Origin of the sequence: Candidatus Methanoliparum sp. LAM-1, assembly GCF_020885915.1 — an archaeon.
In the GTDB taxonomy this organism is placed as follows: Archaea; Halobacteriota; Methanoliparia; order Methanoliparales; family Methanoliparaceae; genus Methanoliparum; species Methanoliparum thermophilum.
Map to the genome: position 1 here is coordinate 627,100 of NZ_AP025251.1, position 26,876 is coordinate 653,975.

Here is a 26,876-nt window from a genome sequence, read left to right on the forward strand (position 1 = left end):
TTATATTATTTTTAATTTTTCGATCTCGTCCAATCTTTTTTTTAATTTTTTAATGATATCTGTATTATCCTCAGCTTTAAGATCACTCCTGCATACAGGACACATAAAATGATGATCGCTTGCAAAATCGAACGTATACCTACCACACGGAATTTTTGACGAACAGACAAAGAAGACGTTATTCTCCTCAAACTCTAATCTTTCGCTTAATATTCTATATAAACGGCTTAACTCATCTTTAAGATTTCTCTGTATGTTTTCTGTATCTATCCTCCAATAATAACTGAGCCAATTGCTTTCTTTATCTCTTACTCTCCTGTATCTTGCAATATTATTTTCATATAGTATTGAAAGAACTTTACGAACAAGATTTAGGTTATATCCGCTTTTTTCCACTATCATCATATCGGTAAATTCTTTTTCTGGCATCGATTCTATTATCTCTAATCCATCATCCCCAACCAATTTTTTTAAATATTTTTTAAATACTTCATCTTTTATCTTTACCATTTATCTCTCCTTTTCTATCCCGAGATATCTTGGAAGCATCTTTTTATTTATGAATTTTATTCTATTTAATACCTTTCGTCTGGATGTATCACTCACAGTTATACTGGTAATAGGTCTATTCTTCTGGATGACACTACCAACTTTGGGGATGTCTCTAAAGAACCGATGATCCAATTCATCTTTTATCCTTACATTCTCTCCAGCAAAGACGATAGAACGAGCTGAGAAATTTTTTGATATAGGCTCTTCCTTTGGTAATATGCCTATGGAAGATTTAACATGCATATCAAAGATGTTTATCCCTGTTGAAAGTTCTATTGCGTCCAGACTGCCACAAATCCTAGGATTTACCTCTATTACATATACCTTATCCTTACTTACTTTAAAATCAACACCATTAAATCCTTTTAATTCTAGATCAGATATAAGATTTGAAGCAATCTTTTTTATTTTTTTTGAATTTTTCCCAACATATGGCACAATATTCCCGCAATACGTAAAAGGAGAGGGGGCGTTTAAAAATTTTTCTCCTATTAGTTGCTCATTTGCTGTTAACGATATTGTATCAATCCCGTTTGAGATACAGGACACACTAATATCTTCTCCTTTTTTGATATATTCTTGAAAGAAGAATCCTTCATAATCTTCAGGAATATCTTCTATCCGTTTAATAAGTCTATTTTTTATGCCTCCTCCACCTTCTATAGGTTTCATAACCGTGGAAATTTTTGCATCCTCGTAAAATTTTGGCTGTGTATACCCGAGATTGTCTAATCTTTCTGCCAATTTTAATTTGTTATTTACCTCTCTCATCTTGTCTATGGGGTTTCCTAATATCTTAGCTTTTATAGTATCAGGAATATCGAAAGATTCTATATGAGATGATAAGACGACATGATCGAAAGATAGTTTTGCTATTGCTTTATCAAGGTAGTTATCTTCTATTTTAACATGATTTTTATCGCACCTAACAAGATCTAAATCGTCAAAAAAATCTATGGATATCACATCATACCCCGCTTTTTTGGCAGAACAGACTATATGCCTGACACTCGATCCGATAATAAGAATCTTTCCAATCATAGAGATCTATCCTATCCTGTCCCATTTTTTAATATCTCTTGTTATAAGAGAAAGACAAAATTAAATTAAAATAGGAATAGTAATATAAAAATAGTAATAATAATAAAGATAGTAATAATACTATTGTTCACCATATTCTCTATGCAGGTAGCTTTTAAACTTTCATATATTGGAAAAAATTATTTTGGAATGCAAAAACAAAATGATAAGCCGACAATTCAGGGAGAGGTAGAGAAAGCGTTACGAAAATTTGGAATATTAGACGAGACGGATTCGATTCGATATGGCGGAAGGACGGATCGAGGAGTAGATGCAATCGGGCAGGTTGTCTCTTTTAACGTCGATGATGAAAAAGCATATCTATGCCGGCCGAGTATTCTTAATTCTAAACTAGATGCAGATATCTGTTTTTGGGCATATTCTACCGTAGATTCTCTTTTTAACCCACGAAGGGATGCTATACAGAGACATTATAGGCAAATTATTCCTAAAAGTATCGATGTTTCCGCAATAAATGATGCGGTAGAATTATTGATCGGGACACATGATTTTACCAACTTTACAAGGAAGGATCGATATAAAAAAAATAACGTTAGGCGGATAGATGATGTAAAGATAAGAAGTTTTGATTATTATTCGACGATAGATATCTTTGCCGATAGTTTCACCTGGAATATGGTACGGAGAATATCCAATGCTTTATTAATGATATCAGATGGATTTAGAGATTTACGTTGGTTTAAAGAGATATTGAACAATAAAAAAAACGAAGGAGTACCCCCATTATCGTCCTACGGGTTGATTCTTATGGATATAAAATACGACAAAGAGATAAAATTCGATGAGGATGATTATTCAAAAAAACGGTTTTTAAACCATTTGAATATGCAATATACATACCATTTAAGACGATTGTCGGTCATAAGCGAGATTAACAGTTATTTTAATGCGGAGGGTGGGATTTGAACCCACGGATCCCTACGGAACTAGACCCTGAATCTAGCGCCTTTTCCACTCGGCAACCTCCGCATCTAATTTTTGTTTATTCGTATGCTATTCCTCGTGCGATAAGGGACGCGATAGCACCAGCGTTTACTCCTGCATCGATATTAACCACCGCAAGTCCTGGCGAACAGCTTTGAAGCATTCCGATCAATGCACCAACTCCGTTTTTGCCAAATCCATACCCTGTGGATACAGGTACGCCTATTACTGGACATTTGACAAGACCTGATATAAAACTTGGCAACGCTCCGTCCATTCCTGCTGCCACTATTATACATCTCACCTTCCTTATCTGCATCTTTTTTAAAGGTTCTACTATTCGATGTATACCAGCGATGCCTACATCGTGGCAGGATATAGACCTCACTCCTGTTATATCTAAAACGCATTTTGCCTCCTCCGCTACATGTATATCGCTTGTTCCAGCAGTAATGATACCTACATATCGGCCACTATCCTCAACTCTGAAATCTTTTCGTTTAATTATTATTGATCTTGCCATTTTTCTCTCATCAAGTTCGTATTTATTCCTCAAATCATCTAAAATTTTATAATGTTCTTCTTTTAATCTTGTGGCCAAAAGAATATCTTTTTTTTTCATGTATTCTTCTACAATGTGTAAAAATATACCGGCAGGTTTATTTTCTGCAAAAATAATCTCTGGAATCCCACATCTCTCTTCTCTATAGATATCCAACGATGCAAACGGTTGGATGGCAAAGAAATCGTTTAATATCTCTTTTTCAGCATTTTCTATCGAAATTTTTCCACTTTGCAATTTTTCTAAGATATCTCTCATATTATCTCGTTCAGTCTTACTAAAACTTTTACATTGATATATCCCATCTCTCTCAATCTCTCGATTGCCCCTTCTTCTCTATCTACAACTATAATGATCTCTTTGATAATCCCACCATTCTCTTCGATAATATTTATTCCTTGGATTAAAGTATGTCCTGTAGTCGTGACATCCTCTATAATCAAAACTTTATCTCCTTCATTCATACTTCCCTCTATAAGAGCTTTCGTTCCATATTCTTTCTCTTTTTTTCGTATTATAATAAAAGGTTTATCCGTGAACAAGGATAAAGCAGTAGCCAGTGGTACCCCGCCTAGTTCCAATCCTGCTATCTTATCATACTCTCCGGTGGTTCTTGAAATAATCTCTTTAACTATCTCTTTAAGGATTTTTGGAGATGTTTCGAAGAGATATTTATCCATGTAATATCGGCTTTTTCTTCCCGAACTAAGTGTGAAATCTCCAACCTTCAATGCATTTGATCTTTTTATCATATCGATCAGTTTCATAATTTAAAACCTCTAAAAAATCACAAATGATTTATAACCCTTCCTTTTTTTTTATATATAGATGTTAAAGGTAATGATTATATCAAAACAAGATAAAGAGAATATCATAAAAGCTGAACAAATAGGCAGATACTTCGATGATGTCGTCTATGATGTAAATACAGCTAAAAAATTAAATGCAAATAGCTGTGATTTTAAAGATTTCAAAGATGGTATTATTATAACATTGGGCGGTGATGGGACTCTGTTATTATCAGCTTTATATGCAAAAGTACCTATTTTACCAGTAAAAACAGGCGGTATTGGGTTTTTATGCTCTTTAAATTATTCTGATTTTTTAAATCATATCGACGATCTGAAAGAGGAAAATTATCATTTAAAAGAGGTTAGACGCATAAGATGTAACGATTATCCACCTGCATTGAACGAGATCGTGATAACCCGGTTGGATCCGTCTAAGATTTTTGATCTAATCGTCATGATAGATGGAATAGACTTTGAAATAAGAGGAGATGGATTGATATTCTCAACCATGATGGGATCGACAGCGTATGCACATTCTGCGGGTGGATCGATCATTTATCCTTCTCTTGATATCATCAATATGGTTCCTATATCGCCTATCTCTAAAAAGATAGGGGCTCTTATCGTTCCAATTGAGACAAAAATAAAAGTAACCCCATTAAAGAATGGGATCATTATTATAGATGGACATTGTATTACTAACTTTAAAAAAGAGGAAGAATTTATTATAATGGAGGGCGATCCTCTAAAATTGATATCGTTCGATCAAGAGTCTTTCTATTCAAAATTAAAAGAATTCTTAAGAGAGTGTTGTTGATGAAGATATTTGGTATAATAGGAAATCCTGTAGAACACTCCTTATCTCCATTAATGCATAATTCTGCTTTTAAATATTTGAATATAGATGCAACTTATTTTAAATTTAAAGTAGATTTTGAAAAACTAAAATATGCAGTATTAGGAGCTGACTCGCTTGGTTTTTGTGGATTAAATGTAACGGTTCCTTTTAAAGAGGAAGCAATTAATTATACAAATCCTGATAAGCTTGCGGAACAGATAGGTGCAATAAATACTATCAAATTTGGTAAAAAGATAGAAGGATTTAATACAGATGCAATTGGAGCATTTATGGCATTAAAAGAAATAACCGAGATTAAAGACCGTAATATATTGATATTAGGTGCTGGTGGTGCTGCTAAAGCGATTGCTTACGCTTTATCCAAATATGCAAGAATCTTTATCGCAAATAGAACTTTTAAAAAAGGATCTGATCTGGCAAAAAAAGTAGGAGGAGAATCTATAAAACTAGAAGAGGTTTTTAACATTATAAAATCCGTTGATATTCTTATAAACGCCACTACTGTTGGTTTAAATGAAGACAAATCGTTGTTGTATCATGAAGATCTCCATAAAGACCTTATTGTTTTTGATCTTGTATATAGTCCTGTAAAAACAAGGCTGTTAAAAGAGGCAGAGATGGTTGGAGCAAAGACACTAAATGGGATTAAAATGCTTTTATATCAAGGTGCTGCATCTTTTGAGATATGGACCGGTATTAAAGCACCGATCAGTATTATGGAGGACGCGATCTCTCGATTCTTTGATCCAGTATATTAAAAAATGTGCGAACAAATAAAAATCCTGATAATTGGTGGGGCGGGAGGAATGGGGCGATTTTTGGCCAAGATTTTAAAAGATGATTTTTATGTATCAATATACGATACAAATCCGGATAGTAAGAGAATAGCGGTATCTCTTGGGGTAGATTTTTCAAATAAAGATAAAATAAAAGATTTTGATATAGTGATAGTATCCGTTCCGTTGAAGGTTGCCCCGGATGTCATATCTGAAGTTAGTCAAAAAATGAGGAATGATGCTCTTCTGCTCGATACCTCTTCTGTCAAGATGGATGTAGTATCTGCCATTAAAAACGACAAAATTTATTTTATACCAGTTCATCCTTTGTTTTCTCCAACAGTACAGGATTTTAAAGGACAAATTGTCATCTTAACCCCTGTTAAAAATAACGGGTGGTTAGAAAAAATAAAAAGATTTTTAGAAGAACATGGTGCTTATGTTGAGATAGTTAGTAGCGAAGAACACGATTATATGATGTCTGTTATTCAGGCTTTGATTCATTGGCTGATAATCTCGTTTGGAATTACTTTAAAAGAGATTGGATTTGATATTAACAGATCAAGAAGATTTGCAACACCTATTTATGAGGTAATGTTAGATATAACGGCTAGAATTTTTGCTCAGGATCCAAATCTCTATGCATATATCCAAAAAAATCCATTTGCAATGGATGTTAAAGAGAAATTTTTAGATATATCTCAAAAGCTGAATGATGCGATACGTTCTGGTGATCTAGATTATTTTATATCAAAGATGGTAAGTACCTCAACAATGTTTGGAGATGCAGAAAGATCTATACAAAAATCTGAAAAAGTTCTCAAAAGCAGAATTCTTGATATTAATGATATAAATATTGGTGATAAGGTAGCTTTCGAACATATTTATTCTAAAAAAATACATTATGGCATCGTTGAAAAAATATCTCCAATTGATGTCTTGATAAAGAATAAAAATAATTCAAAGATGACGAGACTTAAAGTAGAGAATTTAAGATTGTTGTCGGATCAGGAGTTGAACGATTGGAGATTAAAAAATTTAAAAAGATTAAAAAGGGACATATCCGTCCAGTTTGAAAATTTTGATAATATATCCCCCGATACTCTATCTAGAGTAATAAGCATGTACGGAGCGGATGAGGTAGAATTGATAGATGTATTCAAAGAGAAGAAAAGTTTTACTTTTAGGATCTTTGTTTGCGAAGATAAGAATATTTTAGAGATAGAAAAGAAGATTAAAACATTTTTATCGGGAGTCGGTGGTAAGATAAGATAATTATAACGTTAAAAATATAAGAATTATAGTATGTATGGTACCATATACAATCTTTTGTTAGAGAATAAAACCGAAAATAAGATTAATGTCGGATCTTTAGAAACTATTCATTTTAAAAAAGGATATTTTGTTTATACAGGATCTGCTTTTGGAATAAATAGTTATCATCGTATCCATCGGCACCTAATAAATTTTAATTACGATAATATCTGTAGAGGTCCAAAGAACTATAAAAGATGGTGGCATATAGATTATTTAAATGACTATATGACTATTATAGGATTTTTATTGAGAAAAACAGATAAAAAGATGGAATGTATGATTGCAAATTTATTATCGGATGAATTTGATGGTATAGAAGGTTTTGGTTGTTCAGATTGCAATTGTTATACTCATCTACATTACTCACCTTCCAAAAAAAAGATTCTGATGGCTTTAATAGATGCGCATAGATACATAGATAGTTCGTTTTAACCTATTTTTATTGATTAATTTTATTAACCATAAATCTATAAGATGAAAAGATGTTAGAAAAAAAGCCTCTATACAAAACTATCGCAATAATCCCTGTATCATCATCCGAACCGGTTGAGCTGGTAAAAAAGTCAATAGAATCAATGGAATCGGTCAAAAAATATTCCGATTATAATAAAAAAGTAGATCTGAAGATAATTTATGTGATAGACGATAGTAAGAAGAGGGTTTATCTTGAAGATATAGCTAATGCGAAAAAAGATGAATCTATAGAATTTATCTTTAGACTGCCGTCTCAAGGTAAAAAGGCTGCCGCATTAAACGATGCTCTTGAAAAAATTTACAGCAGTGATACAAAGCCGGATTTTTTAGCTTTTTTTGATGTGGATAGCAGACCAAAGGAGGATTTTATAGACAGATGCATCGATGTATTCGAGACCAATCTCAACGACAATATAGCGCTGGTTAGTGGTCCTAGGTTTATAATTAACGAAGAGAGTTTTATCCAGAAATTGGTCGGGGTGGAATATCTATTAATCAACGATCTATATAGATTTTCGGATTTTTTTTATTCTTACAAACATTTTAATGGATTAATCGGGCTTGTAAGAGGAGATTTATTCGATAAGATAGGGTTTTTTGATGAAAATAAGATATGTGAGGATCTCGATATATGTGAAAGGATCTATATAAATTCTCTAAAAATTGTATATACAGATAAAGCGATAGTAAAAGAGCAAGCACCGTTAACTTTGAACGATTTTTATAAACAGCGTATTAGGTGGATGATAGGGCATCTTGAGGGGATAAATGCTCATTTTAACGATTTTTTATATATTAAGAATAGATCAATTAAGATCTCGTGGCTATTATTTGTTTTTTTGCCTTTTAATATAGTGGCATTACAGCCTTTTTTTATGATGTATTATTGTAGAGTTATACAGGACTCTATAAAAAAGAATGGATTAAGAAACATACGGAGTTTGCTAGAGAAATTTGTAGCATTGATGGTTTATCCTTACCTTATGGAGTTTTCCAGTTTCAATGCAATATTCAGGTATATCAAGAACGATAAAAGGTGGGAACAATTGGAAAGAGAATTTGTTTGATATGTTAGAACCTTTACCAGACATACCTATACTCTTTTTAAATAGAAAAACGATCGTTCTGGCCGATCTTCATCTAGGTATTGAGTACGAACTGATGAAAAACGGGATCAATATATCAAGCCAGACAGAGAGGTTATTAAAGAAGATTATAACTATAATCGATGATTTTGCCCCGAAAGATGTAATATTTTTGGGAGATATAAAACATAACGTTCCCTATACCAGCAAACAAGAAAAAAAAGAGATACCAGACTTCTTTTTAGAAATATCAAATTATTCTGATGTATATATCGTGAAAGGAAACCATGATGGAAACCTAGAAGATTTAATTCCAAATAGAGAAAATATTTTTTTATACGATGGGAGAGGTTTCTCATATCATGGATTTGGATTATTTCATGGGCATGCATACCCATTTAATGATGTATTAGATTGTAAAACAGGAATAATGGCACATATTCATCCTATGATAAGATTAACGGATGATTTAGGAATATCAAACATCTTACCTATCTGGCTAAGAGTTCCTATCAATAAAAAAGATAAATTTGCTATGAACGAACTAGTAGTTATTCCAGCATTTAACGACCTATGTGGTGGTTTGGCTATAAATATTATGAAAAGTCGATCCTTTGGATTTATTGAGAGTATATTTTCCATTAAAAAAGTAAGAGCGTATCTTTTAGATGGTACCGATCTTGGTTTTATTATATAATTTATACGATTTTAAATTTATTGTTGTGTATAGATGAATAATGTTTTTGATATATTGGATGAGAGGATAAAGTCTATAATTACCGATTTAAACCCGACGGATATACAGATAAGGTCAATACCATTAATATTGGATGGAAAGAATGTTCTTTTGATCTCTCCTACCGGAACGGGAAAGACCGAGGCGGCTATCTTGCCGATATTTCATAAATTTTTGAACGAAGATAGAAGGGACGGTATCTTTGCGATATACATCACGCCTCTTAGAGCGTTGAATAGGGATATCTTGAAAAGGCTGGAAGAGTGGGGTAAAAAACTCGGGATAAAGGTCATGGTAAGACATGGGGATACACCTGAGTCTGAACGAAGAAAACAGACCATAGATCCTCCTGACATCCTCATAACCACACCAGAAACGTTTCAATTGTTGTTTCTCGGCAAAAATTTAAAAAAATTATTGATTGATGTTAAATTCGTAATTTTAGATGAGATACATGAGTTAGCCTCATCTAAGCGAGGCATACAATTATCTATTGCTCTTGAACGCCTTGAAAGGATATGTAATAACAATATACAGCGTATAGGTCTATCTGCGACGATCAAGAATAAGGAAGAAGTGGGTATGTTTCTAGTTGGTAACGATAGGGCTTGTGAAATAGTGGAGGTGCAATCAGACAAATCTTTAGAGATTGATGTTTCTACCGGTATGCCAGACGAAAAGGATGCAGAAAAGGCAAAAGAATTATCTATCGATCTTGAATTATTTGCATGTTTAAAGAAGATTTGTGATATTGCTAAAAAGAGTAGATCTACTCTTATTTTTGTCAACACAAGGCAAGTTGCAGAGATTATAGGATCAAGATTAAAGATGCTCGGTCTCTCCTGCGAGGTGCATCACGGATCTCTATCAAAAGATGTAAGGATAAGCATAGAGGAAAGTTTTAAAAAAGGCGATATCAAAGCGTTGGTATGCACTTCTTCGATGGAATTGGGGATCGATGTAGGTGATATAGATGTTGTCATCCAATATTCCTCGCCCAGACGGGTTAATAGGCTTTTACAAAGGATTGGACGGGCAGGACATTCTATACATAAAGTATCGCGTGGATTGATAATTGCTACATTCCCTGATGATATAACAGAATCTTGGGTTATAGCAAGAAAAGGGTTACATAATGAGTTAGAAGATGTCGATATCATAAAAAATTCGTACGATGTATTAGCCAACCAGATATACGGATCTTTGATAGAAAATAAAACCATTGATGCGATCGATTTTTTTAATATGGTAAAAAAAGCCTATCCGTATAAAACTTTGACGGCTGAAGAATTTTTTAGGCTTTTAAACGAGTTAAACGATTTAGGACAGATATTTCTCGACCGATCCGAGAGAGATAATATGTTGATTAAGCTAAGGAGAAGGACCTATCGGCATTATTATGATAATATCTCTATGATTCCTGACGAAAGAAAGTTTTATGTTATAGATTTCGTAAGTAGAAGGAATTTAGGAACGTTAGATGAGAGTTTTGTAGCATCTTTTCTAAGAGAAGGGTCTACTTTTATCATAAAAGGAGAGCTATGGAGGGTTGTAACAATAGACAATAAGACGGTAGAGGTTGTACCTGCAACCAGTAATGAAGGAGATGTACCGAACTGGTCTGGTGAGGAGATTCCTGTACCTTTTGATGTTGCAAGGGAGGTTGGCAAGATTCGTAGGGTATTTGCTGCAGGTAAGGTTGAAGATCTTCTCTACCTCACTGATGAAGGATCTTATCTTAAAGTCTCTAATCTATTAGAGCATCAGAAGAAGAAAGGGGTTATACCTAACGACGAGGTAATAACTATTGAGGGTGATGGAGATACAGCTGTTATAAACATCTGTGCAGGCCATAAGGTAAACGAGACCATCGGATCGGGGTTAAGTGCTTTATTATCCGCGCGTCTCGGGATTAATGTCAGTATGGGAATAGATCCGTACAGGATAAAGCTTGAATTCCCGAAGCATGTGCCTCTTAATATTATATATGATACATTTACCAATATAGATCCTTCTCATCTAGAAGGCATTATTAAACTCTCATTAAAGAATACTTCTATACTAAAATGGAAGATTATAGTAGTAGCAAAAAGGATTGGTGCTTTATCGAAAGATTTTAATTATGATAAAATATCCTCTAAAAAATTATTACAGTTATTCAAAGATAATCTAATCTATGATGAAGCTGTCAACGAAGTTTTTTTTGATAGAATGGATTTTAAAAACTCTAAATTGATACTTGAGAGGATAAAAAACGGAGATATAAAAGTATTGACTATGCCTGGATTGACTCCGTTAAGTTTAGAAAAATATTTCTCGTTCAGATCAGTGATCTCGTCTGATAATATAGATGATCTAGTCATAAAAAGAGTAAAGGAGAGAATAATGGATGATTATATAGTATTATTCTGTCTTAATTGTCTAAAATGGAATAGAAAGATTAGGATTAGGTTTATCCAGGATGAGATCATCTGTCCGGTCTGTGGAGCCAAGCTTATAGCCGCTCTCAAACCATGGGATGCAGATAAGATAGGACTTATTAAGAAGAGTAGATCTCCCTCAGATAATAAAGAGATCATTAAGATATATAAAAATGCAAACCTTGTTCTTTCTTATGGCAAAAAAGCGGTTATCGTATTGGCTGCACATGGAATAGGACCAAAAACAGCGGCTAAAATACTTAGTCGTCCTATTACCGAGGAGGATTTTTATAAAAATATCCTTGATACGGAAAGAGATTTTGCGAGAACTAGGATCTTTTGGAACTAATACATATCAGCATAAATAACGCTCGATAGTCAACTAATCCTATAATTTTTAATACCTTGATCGTAGAATGTGTTTATTAGTGATGTATGAATAAGCTTATATTTAACAAAAGACACATTTTGTTAAATTATGAAATACCGATTACCATCTTACTTAAATGAGAACGAGGTTGAAACAATTCTTAAACATGCAGAGAATAACGAGCGAAATTATCTAATACTCTTATTGATGTGGCGATGTGGTCTACGTGTATCCGAGGTATGCTCTTTAAAAGAGAGGAACATTTTTTGGGATGATAGTATAATAAAGATAGAACAGTCCAAGGGTAACAAAGATAGATACGTCCCTATTACTGAAGATCTACTAAACAGGATCAAAAAATATCTGATAGATAAAAAAACGAGATCGGATTACATCTTCAATATAACACGAGTTAGGATCTTCCAGATAGTCAAGATGTATGCCAAAAAAAGCGGATTAGACTATAAGAATATCCATCCGCACACGTTCAGGCATTCTTTTGCCGTTTATTTTTTAAAACGTGGGGGTAATTTAAGAGCATTGCAGAAGATACTGGGACATTCTGATCTTGCTACTACTCAGAAATATCTGGATTTGACTTTGAGCGATATAAAAGAGGAATACTATATGGTTTGGGATAGATAAATGTGAATTGTGTATAGATAAAAAAATGCTAATCAAGCTTATTACATCTAGTAGATGATATCAAATTGTGTTAATCCTTATACAACATAGCATCTTATACCGAACAAACCAAAAGATTTATATTATGAGAAACTCAAGATTAACTTGTGAATTCACAGATTGTGATCACATCTTGTAAATTCACACAAAGGGATGGGATGCCGTGAAAAAAATATGCATCGAGATTGAAGAAGATGGGAATAAATCGTGTATAGAGGTTACATCTGATAAAGATCTTAGTGAGATCTATAAATTGATAGGATTATTTATTGAAGGATTGAAATTGCCATCATCTTCAATCAGTGATGCATCTTATTCTTATCAAGAGGTGCCACGTTTTAAGTCTTCGCTTATAGACCGGTTTAAACGGTTCGTTGTCTTTGAATTTTCGGATAGATGGTTTACATCCAAAGAGGTTAAAGAGAGGTTTGACAAAGAGTATAACGATAAAATAAAGATGAGTACAGTATCTACGTATCTATCGAGAATGTGCAAAGAAAATATATTGGAGTGGCGTGGAGATAGAAACAACAGGGAATATAGGGTTATACTAGGTGAAAAAGAGATAAATTCTACAGCACCTGATACTTTTTTATTAGTAGATAAAAAAGAGAGAAGATTTTGTAGATTATGAGGAGTCTTGCGGTAAAGGTTAATAAAAAGAGAGCAGAAATATTGAGGAGAGAGATTAAAGAATTTATTAGAGAGGATCTTACCATCTTAAAAGACGATTTTTATATCTATTTTCCAGTTCAACACTCGATAATGGATTACAAAAACAGTCTTACGTTTGTTAAGATGGATTTTAAAGAACAGGAAAAGAGATCTGATATTCCTCGTATTCCGTATGATATAGTGGGAGATATTGCCATCCTCCCATTAGGTTTGGAAGATGCTGAAAGAGTGGCAGAAGTTTTGCTTAAAAGGAAGAATATAAGAGTAGTATTGAGGAAGGCATCATCTGTAGAGGGCATATTTAGAACGAGAGAATACGAATATATAGCAGGAGAGAAGAGGACTGAGACGATACATAAGGAGAATGGTTGTCTATACAAATTAGATATAGAAAAGGCATATTTTAATCCAAGATTGTCTACAGAACGGAGACGGGTTATAGAAAAGATAAATAACAACGATTTTGTTATAGACATGTTTGCTGGTGTGGGCCCTTTCTCAATTCCAGCAGCAAAAAAAAATTGTACGGTCGTTGCAGTAGATTGCAATCGTTATGCTATAAAGTATTTGATCGAGAATAAAAAATTGAACAATATAGGAAGCAATTTAAATATAATAGTAGGAGATTCAGGATCCGTCTTATCCAAGTATAATGTTGCCGATCATATTATAATGAATCTACCGTTCAATACTTACAATTTTTTAGAAAAAGCTACAAACTTGATCAAGAAAGATGGAATCGTTTATTTTTATACTTTTGGTAAAGAGAATAATAAAGAAGATCTGTTTAAAGAGCATATTAAAAAAATTGAAGAGATCGCTGGAGATATATTTATCCATAATAAAAGGATCGTCAGATCTTATTCGCCTCATTGTTACCATCTATGTATAGAGTTCAGTATCTCTAACGAAAAAACAAAAAATAGAGATGAATCAAAGGTAAATAATAAAATCTAAAACGAACTATTTTCTGCGCTTTTTAATTTATCTATCACCACTTCTGCAGCCTTTTTACCTGATAACAACATCCCGCCAAATATTGCTCCCATTCTTGGTGAACCAAAGACTGCGTTTGCCGCCATGCCTGTTACGACGAGTCCAGGATAAACCTCTTTTGTATTGCCGATAATCTCTCTCTCCCCTTTTTCAGCCCACATACTTTTTTCACCAATAAGACCACCTGTTTCTGTTGCAAGACACTTACCTATCTTCTTCTCAATAATCCGTGCTATATCTGCAGTATGCCCTGTAGCATCTATCACCATCTTTGCTCTAATTGATAAAGGATCTATATGCAGGTTTATCATATCTATAGGACTCCAATTTAGGACTAAGCCTTCTATTTTGGTATCTCTTATTAAGACATCTACTACAGTTATCAGATTAAATATCTTAGCACCAGATCTTATAGCCGATAAACATAACGATGATGCGGTTTCTAATGCATCTAATAAATATAGATTTTTATGTTTAGTATATTTTATACCAAATTCGTCTATTACTGGTATAACTTCTTCTTGAATAACAATCTTTGAAAACATCATTCCGCCACCGAGCATTCCTCCGCCGATGCTTAATTTTCCCTCGAATACTACAACGTGGTATCCGTTTTTTGCCAAATAATATGCAGCCACCATACCAGATGGTCCTGCACCGGCAATAGCAACATCTATATCAATATTTTTCAAAAAATCTTCTACATAACCTTCGATTATTGTACGAGTAATATCTATCTCATCGATCATATTATCCACATTAATATAAAACGGCTATTTATATATTTCTTTTAAAAAAAATATTGTTCGTAATTTTTATTAATGTTGAAAAGTAAGATACGTTATCCTACATTTTCTATTTTTAAATACGAAAACCGGATTAAAGGAGCATCTTGATGGGTAACGAGTTTATTAAAGATATGTTCAATAAATATCTGTATAATAAGTCATTATTTAAGAATAAAGAGGTGCTTAGCCACGCCTATATACCAGAAAATCTACTTCATAGAGATAGAGAATTGGAGGATATTGTATCCATAATTATACCTACAATAAGGCAGGAGGTGCCTTCTAATATCTTTATATTTGGTAAACCAGGAACTGGCAAAACAGCATGTGTAAAACATATTGGTAAAGAATTAAACTCTCTATCTATTAAAAAAGATCTATCGCCATCATTTTTATATATTAATTGTGAGATGGTAGATACACAGTATAGAGTGCTCTCTAACCTGTTATCTTATTATGGAGAGAATGTCCCATTGGCAGGATGGCCTACCGATAAATTGTATAACAAATTCATAGAATGTATTGAGAAGAAAAAGCAGATCGTGATAATAGGACTGGATGAGATCGATAAACTTGTTAAAAAGGGTGGAGATGATCTATTATATAATCTATCCAGAATTAACGGAGATTTAACCAATTCAAAAGTTGTTATTATAGGTATATCAAACGATTTAAAATTCATCAAGTATTTAGATTCCAGAACGTTAAGCTCTCTAGGACATGAAGAGATAGTCTTTCCACCTTATAATGCAGAACAATTAAGAGACATATTGGATAATAGAGCAAAAATAGCATTTGATAAGGAAGTATTGTTAGAAGAGGTCGTCCCACTTTGTGCAGCTTTTGCTGCTCAAGAGCATGGTGATGCAAGAAAAGCATTGAATTTACTTAGAATGGCTGGAGAAATAGCTGAGAGGAATAATGATGTTAAAATTACCGAAGAACATGTTCGAAAAGGTAAAGAAAAGTTGGAAATAGATGGAACGACCGAAGTTATAAAGACCCTTCCTGTCCATTCAAAAATATTGATCTATTCTATCCTTCTACTTGAAAAATGCAAGACACGAGGCATAATTACAAGCGAGGTTTATTCGTTATATGAAAGACTATGCGGTCTTGTTCAGATAGAAAGGCTTACCTATCGACGAATTTCAGATCTAATATCCGAACTTGAGATAATAGGATTAATCAACACCGTCTTGATAAGCAAAGGAAGATACGGTAGAACCAAAAATATATCGTTAGCAGTCGATACGGATACAGTAGAACGGGCAATACAGGATGATGATAGGATAAAATCGATAACTAGGATATCCCATAGTCAACAGATAACGCTTACAAACCATTTAAAATGAGATAGTTATATCCAAAGGATTATATATCAAACTGTTAAAAAAGGTTTTAATAATGAGAATAGCACATATCTCTGATACTCATCTTGGATATAGACAGTATAATCTTTACGAGAGAGAAGATGATTTTTATAACTCATTAAACCAAGCGATAGATAAAGCGATCGAAGAACGGGTGGATGTAATACTTCATTCAGGTGATCTGTTTCATTCTCCTACTCCTCCAATAAAAGCGTTATTCTCGCTTAAAAGCGTTTTAGATAAGATAAAAGGTAAGATAAAGATATTTACCATATTGGGAGATCATGATAAACCAAAGAGAAGAGCGATGATCCCTCATAATGTCTTTGATATACCTGTATTAGGTGCATTTGGAAAGTTAGAAAAAGTGGTGGTAGATGGAGTATTGATATCAGGAATATCCAATATGAAGGGGGCTGCAACCGAGGTATTGAAAGAAGAGATAAAGAGGTTTGATACTATATCTAAAGGTTATAAAAAATCTATATTCATGGCACATCAAGGCATTAAAAAATTTCTTCCGTTCAACTATGAATTGACCGAGGACGACTTGCCGAGAACCGCTAGATACTATGCACTAGGTCATATTCATTCAAGATCTTTGGAACGGTTTGGAAACGGCTGGTTGGCATACAGCGGTTCTACCGATATCTGTTCCACATCTGAAATAAGTCCTTGGAGAGAGAATGGTAAAGGTATCTATATTATAGATCTTACAGATGATGATACAGAGATTTACCCAGTAGATTTAGATATAAGGGCTCAGTATGAGATTGATACGGATAATAGATTGGAAAGAGTAAAGGAAGTATTGAAAGAGATACCAATCTACAATAATAAAAAACCATTGCTCCATATAAATATAATCGATGAATTGGCCAATAAGAGAGAGATAGAGAAATCTTTAAATGAATTGCTAAAAGACAAGATATTCTGGTATAGATGTATTTACAGATCTGCTAAAGAGAGGGATAAGAGTATAGAGATCAAAAAATCCTTTGATATGAAAAAAATATTTGACGAATATTTCAAGGACAATTATCTTTCTGGTTTGGCATACGACCTTTATAACGAGTTATACCTCGATAACATAGATAATGCAAAAGATACGGCGCGTGATTATCTTGCTAAAAGATACGGGGTTAAAAACGAAGGTTTTCAAAATGATAATAAAATCGATTAAGATTAAAGATTTTATCTCTCACGTAGATACGGAGCTAAATTTTAATCCTTACGAGACGGCAGTTATAGTCGGTCCTAACGGTGCTGGTAAAACTTCTATCATTGATGCTATTCTCTATTCACTATTTGGTGAAAAACCAAGAGGTGATAGTGTTAAGGATATCATAAGAATAGGAAAAAACTCTACTGAAGTTGATCTGATCTTTCAGGAGAGTGGTCAGGAGTATAGGGTGATAAGAACAAGAGATTTAAAAGGAAATTATGCTCGTTTGCTGAAAGGAGATAATCATCTCGCTACGGATAAAGAGGTAACATCCGAAGTTAGGAGGATAACAGGACTAGATAAGAATATAGCAATATCTTCCATATTTATCAGGCAAGGTGAGATATCTAAACTGCTTGATGATCAGCCTAAAGAGAGAAAAAATCTTATAGGACGATTAGTAGGATTGGATAAGCTTGAACGATCGTGGGAAAATATTAAATCGATAATTAGCTATTTTGATGATGTATCTAGAAGATATGACAATTTCAAAGTAAAACTTGATGATCTAACAAGAGAGATAAAAAGCATCGAAGAAAGAATTAAAGAGAGATGCGATGAGAGAGAAAGGATGAAAAAAGATAGATCGGATAAAAAAAACGAGCTTGTTGTGATAAAAAACAAATATGATAGTTTAAAACAAGATAGAGATCGATATCAAGAGCTGAATGCATCATTAAAAGAGTTAAATATCAGGATGGATGAGAGAGACGATCAGATCGAAAAATTGAAAAAAGAATTAAGCAAGGCAGAAAATGCAAAGAAAGATGTAGAAAGGCTTGAAAAAGATATTTGGAAGATAGAATATGTTGAAAGATATGTAAAACTAATTCGTGATAAAGAACGGCTTGAAAAAGATTTAAAAGAGATAAAATCGCTTAAAACTGAAATTGATGAGACGAAAGATGCTCATGATAAATTTGAGATATTAAACAAGTCCAAGAATGAATTATTATCTAAAAAAGATAGATTAAACGAGGATTATAAAAAAATTACTGAGATTGATACAAAGATCGAATATCTTAATAAAGAGTTAGAGAATAAAATCAAAGAGAATATAAATTTAGAGTCTAAAGCTGCTAGTATTCTTCCTATTGTGACTATTGAACGCAAAAAGGAAAAAATCAAAGAATTGAGAGAGATATTAGATGATATCGAATCAAGCCTTAACTATATAAAAACAAGAGAAGGGGAGATCAAAGGTAGATTACACGAAATTAATGAATATTTAGAGATATTGGGAGATAAAGAAGCCTGTCCAGTATGTAAAAGGCCGTTTCAAACAGATAAAGAGAGAGATAAAGTAAAGAATGATCTTGAGATAGAAAGAGATCGTTTATCTATCGATATAGAAGATTATAAAAGAAAAAAAGACGGATTAATTATACAAAGAGATGATATTAACAGAAGTCTGGAAGAGATAAAAAATATCGAGATAGAGAGGATTGAAGAGATAAAAAATGAAATAAAATACCTTGAAAGGGATAAGGATATATTAAAACCTGTTCTAATCGAGATTGAAAAAACAAACGAGAGATTAAAAGAGGTCGATTCGGAGATTGAATGCTTGAAAGATTTTTATGATCGGTATAATGCGGCAAAGACGTCTTTAAGATATCGGAATATAGAAGATGTAAAAGCAGATATTGATCTTATGATCCAAAATATTACGGACATAGAAGCAGATATCTCTTCAACTATAAGTATCATTGGATATGAGCCAAAAGATGGGGAAGAAGAATTAAAAAGATTAAGAAAAAGTAAAGAGGAGTATGATAGACTATCAAGTAAGGTAGAAGATATACCTGCCATTAAAGAAGAACTACAGAGATATAAAGATGAGAAAGAAGATCTTATTGTTAAATCAAAGTCGATAGAAGATGAGATAAAGAAGTTAGCATTTTCTGATGAAGAGTTTAAGAGAGTAGAAAAGACGTATAACGAGATCTCTAGTGAGATATCTGAGCTGGAAGGGTCGATTAAACAGTTAGAAAAACAGTTAGACACTTACACTAAAGATTTAGATGAGAAGAATGACCAGATAAGCAAGATTGAAGAGAAAGTAAAAGAGGCAGATAAGATTAAATCGTTCTGTCAGGATCTGGAACAGATTAAAAATGCATTCTCACGAGATGGTATGCAGAAGGTGATTAGAAAGAGGATAGCTCCTTTGATATCAGAGGTTGCGTTATCTTATCTTGATCGGTTTAATCTCGATATAGAATCTATAGATATAAATGAGGATTTCGATATAGAATTATGGAAACAGAGCGGCAAGGTACCAATCGCTTCTATTAGTGGCGGTGAAAAAGTAGCTGTTGCGATAGCGATAAGGTTGGCGATAGCAAACGTTCTTTCCAGTAAAATCTCAACTATAATTATGGACGAACCGACGACCAATCTGGATGGTGAAAGAATAAATGAGCTAGCAGAGATACTGAGTAATTTTTCGACCAGTATATCTTCAAATGTTCCAGTAGTACAACTTATAATAGTAACACATCAGGAAGAACTGGAGAACATCGCAGATACAATATACAGAGTTGAAAAAAAGAACGGAGTATCATACGTTAAAGAAATATCACAAATAGAAGATTGATGAATGATGATTTTAAAGAGGTATAAAAATGACAAGAGAAAGATATAAAAAAGAGATCTCCTTGCTAAAAGATGAAGTATATAAGATGGGGCTGTTAGCAAAAGAATTGATCGAGGCATCGACAAAATCATTTATTACAAAAGATATAGAATTGGCCAAATCAGTCTTAGATAAAGCAAAAAATAGCAACAAACTTGAATTAAATATAGAGAATAAATGTATTCAGATTATTGCTCTCCAACAGCCTGTTGCAAAAGATTTAAGAATAATCAGCACATGTATGAAGGTTATAACTGATTTTAATCGGTTAATACATCTTGCAGGAAACATTGCCGAGACTACCGTTGCTATAGGTGATGAACCGTTTATTAAACCATTAATCGATATTCCAAGGATGATTGATATTGGAAAAGATATGTTGGATAAAGCGCTTAGTGCATTCAAGAATGAAGATTTATCCGATTATAAAATAATGAAGAATCAAGCCGATTTAGCATATGGATTATATGAACAGGTTAGGAGAGAATTACTCACTTTTATCATCGAAGACCCAAAAAAACTCAAGAACGCGTCCGATCTTTTAATTATTGCAAGGTTTCTAAAGAGAATTGTTGCACATGCTTATAATATCTTTAATAGAACTATATATATGGTTACTGGAAATATAATTCTTGATCATGAAGATGCTTCAAAATTGATGCGTGATATATTATGAACGAGGAAGATTTAAAGAGGCAGATAGACAAGGTAAGAGAGTTTCATGGATATTTAAGTTCAGGTGCCGCTTTGGGAATCCCGATGTTAAACTATGCATGCGAGATTTTAGGATGTAATCTGGATAGCAAGTTATTCTTTACGGTAGAATCGGTAAACTGTCTGCCAGATACTATGATGGCATTAACAAAGAGTACTATAGGAAACAAAACGGTAATTATTAAGGATGTGGGTAAGTTCGCGATAACCGTATCTAAAAAATGGGGGGATAAAAGTGTAAGAGTCTTTGTCGATATAAATAAATTAAAAAAATATCCTATTATCTACGATTGGTTTATGAATACAAAAGATATCTCACATGAGAAAGTGGTGCCTGAGATACTTAAAGCATGGACCGATATATTATCTTACGAAGTAAACGATTTAAAAATTCCCGATAAAAAAAAGAAGGCAATAGCTATCTGTGAGATATGTAGAGAACCTTTTGCATACTTTATGGATGATAAAGATGATATAAGAAAGATATGCAAGGATTGTATCGATAAATAAGATTTGAGATGTTGCAAATCGAAGATTTGCGGCTCACAAACCAAAGGTTTGTGATGACCTGTTAATTTTCGCGTATTGGTAAATATAAACGAATCATCCAAATTTACCAGTTATATAGGCCTCCGTTCTTTTATCTTTTGGTGTTTCGAATATATCGGATGTATTTCCATATTCTATAAGCTCACCTGACAAGAAAAAAGCGGTATTATCCGAGATTCTTGCAGCCTGTTGCATATTATGTGTTACAATAATTATTGTATATTTTTCTACAAGGTCTAATATAAGGTCTTCTATCTTCGAAGTAGATATTGGATCAAGAGCAGAACAAGGCTCATCAAACAAAATTATCTCCGGATGAATAGATAAAGCTCTAGCGATACATAGCCGCTGTTGTTGGCCCCCGCTCAATCCAAGAGCCATATCATCCAATCTATCTTTAACCTCATCAAACAATGCTGCAGACTTTAATGATGATTCAACTATCTCATTAAGCTTTTTTTTATCTTTTATGCCATGAATTTTAGGACCATAAGTTATATTATCCTTAATAGACATAGGAAATGGATTCGGATTTTGAAATACCATCCCTATCCGCTTCCTTAATTCATAAACATCTACATCTTTTTTATAGATGTTATCGAATCCATCAAATAAGATCTCTCCATCAGTTGTACAATTTGGAACAAGATCGTTCATCCTATTGATAGATTTTATGAAAGTAGATTTTCCACAACCGGAAGGGCCTATAATCGCAGTAACTTTATTTTTTTCGATATTCATATTGATATTTTTTAATATATGATCCTTACCAAACCATAGATTGAATTCTTTGACAACAATTATATCTCTCATTTTAAGCAGAACCTACGGTTCCTTCAACCTCCTTGAACAGTTAGTTTACTATACAGGATTTTAAAAAATACTCCTTTAAATCGCCTAAAAATATATTCATCCATCTTTCCGAATCTCTACCAAAAAATCGTTCTATTGCATCGTAATAATTTATAAGAAGCATCGGCTCTTTTCTTGTCTTAACAACTTCTTTTAATCTGTTTATTAGTGCTGTATTATCTGTTTTTTTCTCTGATATCTCTGCCAACCTTATCAATTCCACTGGATATTTTTGTTCGTCTATATCTAAGTCTTTTGGCTCAATCAGTATTATATTTCCCTTTTTGGCAATATAATCGTTAATGATCTTTAATATTAAGAGATTATAATCCAGCGGATCTGTCTCCTCATCAAACTCCAAAAAGATGTGTGACCTTTTCTTATATTCACCAATAATATTTGTTAATCCGCCACTATCGCTTGAATAATCTTTTATTTTCTTGTAATTCTTCGTAAATTCCTCAAAATAGTTGAATTCTCCATTTTCCAATGTGATTAGATATTTAAACTGATTTATACGTATTCCTCTCATCTTGTGTATGTACATCTCTCTTATCTTTCTACCTTCAATCTCGTCGTCTTTAATCTCTATTACTCTATCTACAAGGTAATCTAACGGTGTTTGGATTGACCGCTCTAAAACAAGCACAGTATTTGCTTTCATTCCTTTAAAAACATTTAATAATTCCATATCCAATGCACTTGTCTCTCTTTCGCCTATCTGTCCAATAATTCCCTCCCAACTATCTAACACAATGAGCGGCATCCCTTTTATCAAACTAACATGATCATAAAGCTCTTTTATAAATTCAATCTTGTTAGCATACTCAAATCGTACAGAATCCTCTAAAATAGATGATATTTCTTCTGGTATCTTTTCAAAAAATTTGTTTCTATCCACCACATCTACCAGCCATGGAAATTGTTCATAAAGCAAATCTACACTTGTTCTCGTCGAAAAATATAATCCACTATCTTTATACCTCTTCAATAACTCGAGTGCAAACGTGGTTTTTCCTGTACCAGGTGAGCCTCTCACAATGAGTGAAAATCCAGATTTTTTATCTAACGCGTTTATAATCTCTTTTGGGCAGATCATATCCCATCACCAAGTATTTTATCCAATTTATCAAGTGCTATCTCGATATTAAGCATATCTTTAATCTCTTCCATCTTGTTTCTAAAATTAAGCTCTTCGTAACACTTTATCCTAAATTCTAAATCTATCTTTTCAGATAATGCAAGTTTATAAGCGTCTCTTTACTTAATTTTTTCAACTGATCTTTTGGTAAATCTACCATTGTATCCTCTTTCTATACCTATCTCTTATAATTATTGCAATAATATCTATTCCTAAAACCAGAACAATCAAGACAAGAGCAGTTCCCCACGCATTCGTAAACATCTCAGGAGACGATAGACGCATCATAAGTTCATAGAGGTGATAGGTCAACACAGGTGTAGGCTCTAACACGGAAGACGGAATATCCGCCGGGAAAAATACGGTAGCAGTGAACATTATAGGTGCAGTCTCACCTGCTGCTCTACCTATAGAAAGTACCGCACCGGTAATAATACCAGGGACGGCTGCAGGTAAGACAACTCTTCTTATAGTCTGCCATTTGGTCGCACCCATAGCAAGACTTCCCTCTCTTACCGATTTAGGCACGTTCTTCAATGCTTCTTCTGTGGTCACTATTACTGTTGGAACGGTCATGATACCGAGAAGTATCCAACCTGCCAAGAGAGTCGGCCTGCCGAAAAAAGATACCAAGAATGCGTAACCAAATAGACCAAATATAATCGAAGGAATACCATTTAGGCTATTTACTGCTATATTTATTGCTCGCGTTAGCTTGCTGGTATTAGCATATTCTACCATATATATCGCGGTAGGCACACCCAGAATAAGTGCTATTATTACAGTACCTGCGACAAGATATATAGTCCCTACAATACATGGAAATATACCTCCATCGGCACCATAATTAATTACGTCTCCCGTTAGAAATTCTAAATTTATTGCACCACCGCCATTCACAAAAAGTATAAATAATATGTATCCAAGGATCAATAAAACGATGGAAGCGGCCAAACCAAATAAAATAAATACAAATAATTGATTTGCTTGTTTTTTAAAGCCGTGCTGTAGATTCGTAGCCAACTTTATTATGATTATACCCACAATCAACAGTAATATAGAGATAATAATGCTACTATCAACACCTATCATCAAATCATCAAATATTATCGATAGAGAAGGATCGATCGAATGAACGGTCAAAGACAGAATAATCAATACAATAAAATATACGAAAAAGATCGATCTTTTTCTTCTAAAAGATGAATTATCATCTTTTTCATCCGATATTATAATCTTTAAAAAGAGAAATAATGATATCAAGGCTGGAATTAAGAGAATTGCTGGAATGATCCACGAAAAGATAATAGTATAATCAGATATAAAAGATTTGTTGAAGGAGCCTGTAAGAAGAGTAATAAAACCGAAAATCAAGACGATAAAACCGATCGAGTATGCCCATCTATCTATTCTCGTAATTCGTCTGATTATATCAAAATCTTTGATCTTTAAGCGATCCATAATTCACCCAAACTTCTTTTGAACTCTAATACGTGCATAATCCGCGACAAAATTTAAAATAGTAACTATTATTAATAGAATTACGCCTATACCAACCAGAGAATGATAATGAAGCGATCCTCGTGCGGCTTCTCCCATCTCGCTTACTATTCCTGTCGTCATTGTGCTACCACTTTGAAAGATGTTATAAAAGGGGGTTGGTATTCGTGGTATGCATCCTATCAAAAACATAACAGCCATAGTCTCACCTAATACTCGGCCCATTGCTAGAATGATAGAGGCAATAATGCCTGATATCGCACTGGGAATAACAATGTTTTTTATAGTCTCCCAATGTGATGCGCCAAGTGCTAAACTACCTTCTTTGATATCTTTAGGAACAGATCTGATGGCATCATCCGAGATAGTTACTATTGTAGGAAGTGCCATAATGCCCAACACAATTCCAGCTGTAATATATGATTCGCCTACAACCATAGAAAGGCTAGACTCCATGAATGGGATCAAGATTATCATCCCTATAAACCCGTATACGATGGAAGGAATATCGTTTAAGATCTCAATGATCGGTTTTATGATTGACGCGATGGAAGGCGGCATCATTTCAGATAACACAATAGCAGATGGTATACCGAGAATAACAGCTATAACTGTTGCAATGATAGTTACGTAAAAAGATCCTATCAATAGTGGCATTATGCCGTATGTATCAGTAGGAAAAAACCACTCTGTTCCAAATATAAAATTAAAAAAACCAATCGTTGAAAATGCTGGAACTCCTTCCAATATAAGATACAGAAATATAATAAAAACAATCGAGATAGAGATCAGAGACATGATAAGCAGAAATTTTTCGATCGCTTTCTCTTTAAACATCTTAAAACTAATCTTTGATTTTGTGTCATCCATAAATCTCAACTTAACTCTTTAAATATACGGTATTTTTATAGTGGAAGATACCCCTCTTCTTCAACAATTTTTTGTCCCTCACTGCTCAATACAAAATCTATAAATCTTTGCGTTTTTGGTGATGGTTTCCCAAAAGTATAAAAATACAAGCTTCTAGAGATAGGATAACGACCATTGTAGATATTCTCTTTCGTAGGTAACACACCATCTATCGCGATTGCTTTAACATTCTCGTTAAGATATCCTACTGAAAGATATCCTATCGCATTGTCCTTATTTACGATTTTCATCAGCATTTCTGCATTCTCGCTAACTTCTACATCTTTCCCATTAGCTTCTGCATCTGCAGTTCCAAATATGGCATCCATAAATGTATTCCTCGTTCCAGATCCTGTTTTCCTGACTATAACAGCGATCCATTTGTTAGGTCCACCAACTTCACTCCAATTATTTATCTCCCCATTGAATATCTTTCTTATCTCCTCTTTGGTAAGGTCGGTAACACCTGCATTATATATATCAGAACTGACGACTACGGCAACGGCATCCTTTGCAATTGTATGTTCCACAAATTTATCCCCAAAACGTTCTATCTCTGACTCCTTTATATCACGTGATGCCATTCCAATATCTGCTTTTCCAGTCGCAACAGCCTCAATACCGTGTCCCGATCCACCACCAGTTACAGTAACTCTTATTTCGTTCTGTTGTTTGTTAAATACTTCTGCACACCTTGCTGCAATTGGCATAACTGTAGAAGATCCCGTAACTTGAACAATCTCTAAAGCAGATCCAAAGGGTATTATAGTTAGTACAATAACCAATACTATAGCTAGATATTTAATAACAAACTTCATGCTGAGATCCCTACATTTGCAATATACGTAGTGTTAATAAATAATGT

General features: G+C 33.6%; 26 protein-coding genes and 1 tRNA gene. 16 read left to right on the forward strand and 11 right to left on the reverse strand.

Going from position 1 to position 26,876, the window contains the following annotated elements; genetic code table 11:
- Positions 1-510 carry a hypothetical protein gene (locus tag LPC15_RS03465; RefSeq protein ID WP_229235324.1) on the reverse strand — a complete coding sequence of 170 codons (510 nt, stop codon included), beginning with the start codon at positions 508-510 and terminating at the stop codon, positions 1-3.
- Entirely contained in the window at positions 511-1,593 is a 1,083-nt protein-coding gene (locus tag LPC15_RS03470; protein ID WP_229233989.1) for an ATP-grasp domain-containing protein, read from the reverse strand. It abuts the gene before it with no gap.
- Between the two features lie 141 nt (positions 1,594-1,734).
- Here LPC15_RS03470 and truA point away from each other — a divergent pair, with 141 nt between their 5' ends.
- Positions 1,735-2,559, forward strand: a complete 825-nt coding sequence (gene truA / locus LPC15_RS03475) for a tRNA pseudouridine(38-40) synthase TruA (RefSeq protein WP_229233990.1) — start codon at positions 1,735-1,737, stop codon at positions 2,557-2,559.
- Here truA and LPC15_RS03480 read toward each other — a convergent pair.
- The 3 genes from LPC15_RS03480 to pyrE all read right to left on the reverse strand — a co-directional run bounded on the left by LPC15_RS03480 (position 2,541) and on the right by pyrE (position 3,906).
- Positions 2,541-2,622, reverse strand: a tRNA-Leu gene (locus tag LPC15_RS03480). The two genes, truA and LPC15_RS03480, sit on opposite strands and share 19 nt — an antisense overlap.
- Before the next feature lie 13 nt (positions 2,623-2,635).
- Positions 2,636-3,397 carry a nickel pincer cofactor biosynthesis protein LarB gene (gene larB, locus LPC15_RS03485; protein ID WP_229233991.1) on the reverse strand — a complete coding sequence of 254 codons (762 nt, stop codon included), beginning with the start codon at positions 3,395-3,397 and terminating at the stop codon, positions 2,636-2,638.
- Entirely contained in the window at positions 3,394-3,906 is a 513-nt protein-coding gene (gene pyrE / locus LPC15_RS03490; protein ID WP_229233992.1) for an orotate phosphoribosyltransferase, read from the reverse strand. Before pyrE ends, larB begins: the two co-directional genes overlap by 4 nt.
- A 61-nt stretch (positions 3,907-3,967) precedes the next feature.
- Between pyrE and LPC15_RS03495 the strand changes: the two genes are divergently transcribed.
- The 10 genes from LPC15_RS03495 to LPC15_RS03540 all read left to right on the forward strand — a co-directional run bounded on the left by LPC15_RS03495 (position 3,968) and on the right by LPC15_RS03540 (position 14,283).
- Positions 3,968-4,747 (forward strand): NAD(+)/NADH kinase, encoded by a 780-nt coding sequence (locus LPC15_RS03495; protein WP_229233993.1) that lies wholly within the window; start codon positions 3,968-3,970, stop codon positions 4,745-4,747.
- Positions 4,747-5,547 (forward strand): shikimate dehydrogenase, encoded by an 801-nt coding sequence (gene aroE, locus LPC15_RS03500; RefSeq protein ID WP_229233994.1) that lies wholly within the window; start codon positions 4,747-4,749, stop codon positions 5,545-5,547. The genes LPC15_RS03495 and aroE overlap by 1 nt, the downstream gene beginning before the upstream one ends.
- Before the next feature lie 3 nt (positions 5,548-5,550).
- Positions 5,551-6,840 carry a prephenate dehydrogenase/arogenate dehydrogenase family protein gene (locus LPC15_RS03505; protein WP_229233995.1) on the forward strand — a complete coding sequence of 430 codons (1,290 nt, stop codon included), beginning with the start codon at positions 5,551-5,553 and terminating at the stop codon, positions 6,838-6,840.
- Positions 6,841-6,894: 54 nt separating this feature from the next.
- On the forward strand, positions 6,895-7,314 hold the full coding sequence (locus tag LPC15_RS03510; protein WP_229233996.1) for a GIY-YIG nuclease family protein: 420 nt from the start codon (positions 6,895-6,897) through the stop codon (positions 7,312-7,314).
- A gap of 50 nt (positions 7,315-7,364) precedes the next feature.
- Positions 7,365-8,423: a glycosyltransferase gene (locus LPC15_RS03515; protein WP_229233997.1), complete on the forward strand. Its 1,059-nt coding sequence runs from the start codon at positions 7,365-7,367 to the stop codon at positions 8,421-8,423.
- Positions 8,359-9,138 carry a metallophosphoesterase gene (locus LPC15_RS03520; RefSeq protein ID WP_229233998.1) on the forward strand — a complete coding sequence of 260 codons (780 nt, stop codon included), beginning with the start codon at positions 8,359-8,361 and terminating at the stop codon, positions 9,136-9,138. Before LPC15_RS03515 ends, LPC15_RS03520 begins: the two co-directional genes overlap by 65 nt.
- 33 nt (positions 9,139-9,171) lie before the next feature.
- Positions 9,172-11,946: a DEAD/DEAH box helicase gene (locus LPC15_RS03525; RefSeq protein ID WP_229233999.1), complete on the forward strand. Its 2,775-nt coding sequence runs from the start codon at positions 9,172-9,174 to the stop codon at positions 11,944-11,946.
- Positions 11,947-12,075: 129 nt separating this feature from the next.
- Entirely contained in the window at positions 12,076-12,612 is a 537-nt protein-coding gene (locus LPC15_RS03530) for a tyrosine-type recombinase/integrase (RefSeq protein ID WP_229234000.1), read from the forward strand.
- A gap of 202 nt (positions 12,613-12,814) precedes the next feature.
- Entirely contained in the window at positions 12,815-13,285 is a 471-nt protein-coding gene (locus LPC15_RS03535; protein WP_229234001.1) for a hypothetical protein, read from the forward strand.
- Entirely contained in the window at positions 13,282-14,283 is a 1,002-nt protein-coding gene (locus LPC15_RS03540) for a class I SAM-dependent methyltransferase (RefSeq protein WP_229234002.1), read from the forward strand. The genes LPC15_RS03535 and LPC15_RS03540 overlap by 4 nt, the downstream gene beginning before the upstream one ends.
- Here LPC15_RS03540 and LPC15_RS03545 read toward each other — a convergent pair.
- On the reverse strand, positions 14,280-15,071 hold the full coding sequence (locus LPC15_RS03545; RefSeq protein WP_229234003.1) for a sulfide-dependent adenosine diphosphate thiazole synthase: 792 nt from the start codon (positions 15,069-15,071) through the stop codon (positions 14,280-14,282). The two genes, LPC15_RS03540 and LPC15_RS03545, sit on opposite strands and share 4 nt — an antisense overlap.
- A 143-nt stretch (positions 15,072-15,214) precedes the next feature.
- Here LPC15_RS03545 and LPC15_RS03550 point away from each other — a divergent pair, with 143 nt between their 5' ends.
- The 5 genes from LPC15_RS03550 to LPC15_RS03570 are packed head-to-tail and all read left to right on the forward strand — an operon-like array spanning position 15,215 to position 21,570.
- On the forward strand, positions 15,215-16,465 hold the full coding sequence (locus tag LPC15_RS03550) for an ORC1-type DNA replication protein (RefSeq protein WP_420709462.1): 1,251 nt from the start codon (positions 15,215-15,217) through the stop codon (positions 16,463-16,465).
- A 52-nt stretch (positions 16,466-16,517) separates the two neighbouring features.
- Positions 16,518-17,666, forward strand: coding sequence for a DNA repair exonuclease (locus LPC15_RS03555; RefSeq protein WP_229234005.1), 1,149 nt, complete (start codon positions 16,518-16,520; stop codon positions 17,664-17,666).
- On the forward strand, positions 17,647-20,307 hold the full coding sequence (locus tag LPC15_RS03560) for an AAA family ATPase (RefSeq protein ID WP_229234006.1): 2,661 nt from the start codon (positions 17,647-17,649) through the stop codon (positions 20,305-20,307). Before LPC15_RS03555 ends, LPC15_RS03560 begins: the two co-directional genes overlap by 20 nt.
- A gap of 28 nt (positions 20,308-20,335) precedes the next feature.
- Positions 20,336-21,022 carry a phosphate signaling complex protein PhoU gene (gene phoU, locus LPC15_RS03565; RefSeq protein WP_229234007.1) on the forward strand — a complete coding sequence of 229 codons (687 nt, stop codon included), beginning with the start codon at positions 20,336-20,338 and terminating at the stop codon, positions 21,020-21,022.
- Positions 21,019-21,570: an FmdE family protein gene (locus LPC15_RS03570; RefSeq protein WP_229234008.1), complete on the forward strand. Its 552-nt coding sequence runs from the start codon at positions 21,019-21,021 to the stop codon at positions 21,568-21,570. The genes phoU and LPC15_RS03570 overlap by 4 nt, the downstream gene beginning before the upstream one ends.
- Before the next feature lie 93 nt (positions 21,571-21,663).
- Here LPC15_RS03570 and pstB read toward each other — a convergent pair whose 3' ends face one another.
- The 5 genes from pstB to LPC15_RS03595 form a co-directional block, all read right to left on the reverse strand.
- Positions 21,664-22,422: a phosphate ABC transporter ATP-binding protein PstB gene (gene pstB / locus LPC15_RS03575; protein ID WP_267496921.1), complete on the reverse strand. Its 759-nt coding sequence runs from the start codon at positions 22,420-22,422 to the stop codon at positions 21,664-21,666.
- A gap of 40 nt (positions 22,423-22,462) precedes the next feature.
- Positions 22,463-23,560: an RAD55 family ATPase gene (locus tag LPC15_RS03580; RefSeq protein WP_229234009.1), complete on the reverse strand. Its 1,098-nt coding sequence runs from the start codon at positions 23,558-23,560 to the stop codon at positions 22,463-22,465.
- A gap of 195 nt (positions 23,561-23,755) precedes the next feature.
- Entirely contained in the window at positions 23,756-25,063 is a 1,308-nt protein-coding gene (pstA, locus tag LPC15_RS03585) for a phosphate ABC transporter permease PstA (RefSeq protein ID WP_229234010.1), read from the reverse strand.
- A gap of 3 nt (positions 25,064-25,066) precedes the next feature.
- The gene (pstC, locus tag LPC15_RS03590; protein ID WP_229234011.1) at positions 25,067-25,972 is read right to left on the reverse strand and encodes a phosphate ABC transporter permease subunit PstC; all 906 of its coding nucleotides are present in this window, start codon (positions 25,970-25,972) and stop codon (positions 25,067-25,069) included.
- 35 nt (positions 25,973-26,007) lie between these two features.
- Positions 26,008-26,829 (reverse strand): phosphate ABC transporter substrate-binding protein, encoded by an 822-nt coding sequence (locus LPC15_RS03595; RefSeq protein WP_229234012.1) that lies wholly within the window; start codon positions 26,827-26,829, stop codon positions 26,008-26,010.
- Positions 26,830-26,876 lie beyond the last annotated feature (47 nt).

What these genes read in the sequence shown, in the direction of transcription:
- LPC15_RS03465 (WP_229235324.1), bottom strand. Translation starts at nt 510, where the DNA reads ATGGTAAAGATAAAAGATGAAGTATTTAAAAAATATTTAAAAAAATTG.
- LPC15_RS03470 (WP_229233989.1), bottom strand. Translation starts at nt 1,593, where the DNA reads ATGATTGGAAAGATTCTTATTATCGGATCGAGTGTCAGGCATATAGTC.
- truA (WP_229233990.1), top strand. Translation starts at nt 1,735, where the DNA reads ATGCAGGTAGCTTTTAAACTTTCATATATTGGAAAAAATTATTTTGGA.
- larB (WP_229233991.1), bottom strand. Translation starts at nt 3,397, where the DNA reads ATGAGAGATATCTTAGAAAAATTGCAAAGTGGAAAAATTTCGATAGAA.
- pyrE (WP_229233992.1), bottom strand. Translation starts at nt 3,906, where the DNA reads ATGAAACTGATCGATATGATAAAAAGATCAAATGCATTGAAGGTTGGA.
- LPC15_RS03495 (WP_229233993.1), top strand. Translation starts at nt 3,968, where the DNA reads ATGTTAAAGGTAATGATTATATCAAAACAAGATAAAGAGAATATCATA.
- aroE (WP_229233994.1), top strand. Translation starts at nt 4,747, where the DNA reads ATGAAGATATTTGGTATAATAGGAAATCCTGTAGAACACTCCTTATCT.
- LPC15_RS03505 (WP_229233995.1), top strand. Translation starts at nt 5,551, where the DNA reads ATGTGCGAACAAATAAAAATCCTGATAATTGGTGGGGCGGGAGGAATG.
- LPC15_RS03515 (WP_229233997.1), top strand. Translation starts at nt 7,365, where the DNA reads ATGTTAGAAAAAAAGCCTCTATACAAAACTATCGCAATAATCCCTGTA.
- LPC15_RS03520 (WP_229233998.1), top strand. Translation starts at nt 8,359, where the DNA reads ATGCAATATTCAGGTATATCAAGAACGATAAAAGGTGGGAACAATTGG.
- LPC15_RS03525 (WP_229233999.1), top strand. Translation starts at nt 9,172, where the DNA reads ATGAATAATGTTTTTGATATATTGGATGAGAGGATAAAGTCTATAATT.
- LPC15_RS03530 (WP_229234000.1), top strand. Translation starts at nt 12,076, where the DNA reads ATGAAATACCGATTACCATCTTACTTAAATGAGAACGAGGTTGAAACA.
- LPC15_RS03540 (WP_229234002.1), top strand. Translation starts at nt 13,282, where the DNA reads ATGAGGAGTCTTGCGGTAAAGGTTAATAAAAAGAGAGCAGAAATATTG.
- LPC15_RS03545 (WP_229234003.1), bottom strand. Translation starts at nt 15,071, where the DNA reads ATGATCGATGAGATAGATATTACTCGTACAATAATCGAAGGTTATGTA.
- LPC15_RS03555 (WP_229234005.1), top strand. Translation starts at nt 16,518, where the DNA reads ATGAGAATAGCACATATCTCTGATACTCATCTTGGATATAGACAGTAT.
- LPC15_RS03560 (WP_229234006.1), top strand. Translation starts at nt 17,647, where the DNA reads ATGATAATAAAATCGATTAAGATTAAAGATTTTATCTCTCACGTAGAT.
- phoU (WP_229234007.1), top strand. Translation starts at nt 20,336, where the DNA reads ATGACAAGAGAAAGATATAAAAAAGAGATCTCCTTGCTAAAAGATGAA.
- LPC15_RS03570 (WP_229234008.1), top strand. Translation starts at nt 21,019, where the DNA reads ATGAACGAGGAAGATTTAAAGAGGCAGATAGACAAGGTAAGAGAGTTT.
- pstB (WP_267496921.1), bottom strand. Translation starts at nt 22,422, where the DNA reads ATGAGAGATATAATTGTTGTCAAAGAATTCAATCTATGGTTTGGTAAG.
- LPC15_RS03580 (WP_229234009.1), bottom strand. Translation starts at nt 23,560, where the DNA reads ATGATCTGCCCAAAAGAGATTATAAACGCGTTAGATAAAAAATCTGGA.
- pstA (WP_229234010.1), bottom strand. Translation starts at nt 25,063, where the DNA reads ATGGATCGCTTAAAGATCAAAGATTTTGATATAATCAGACGAATTACG.
- pstC (WP_229234011.1), bottom strand. Translation starts at nt 25,972, where the DNA reads ATGGATGACACAAAATCAAAGATTAGTTTTAAGATGTTTAAAGAGAAA.
- LPC15_RS03595 (WP_229234012.1), bottom strand. Translation starts at nt 26,829, where the DNA reads ATGAAGTTTGTTATTAAATATCTAGCTATAGTATTGGTTATTGTACTA.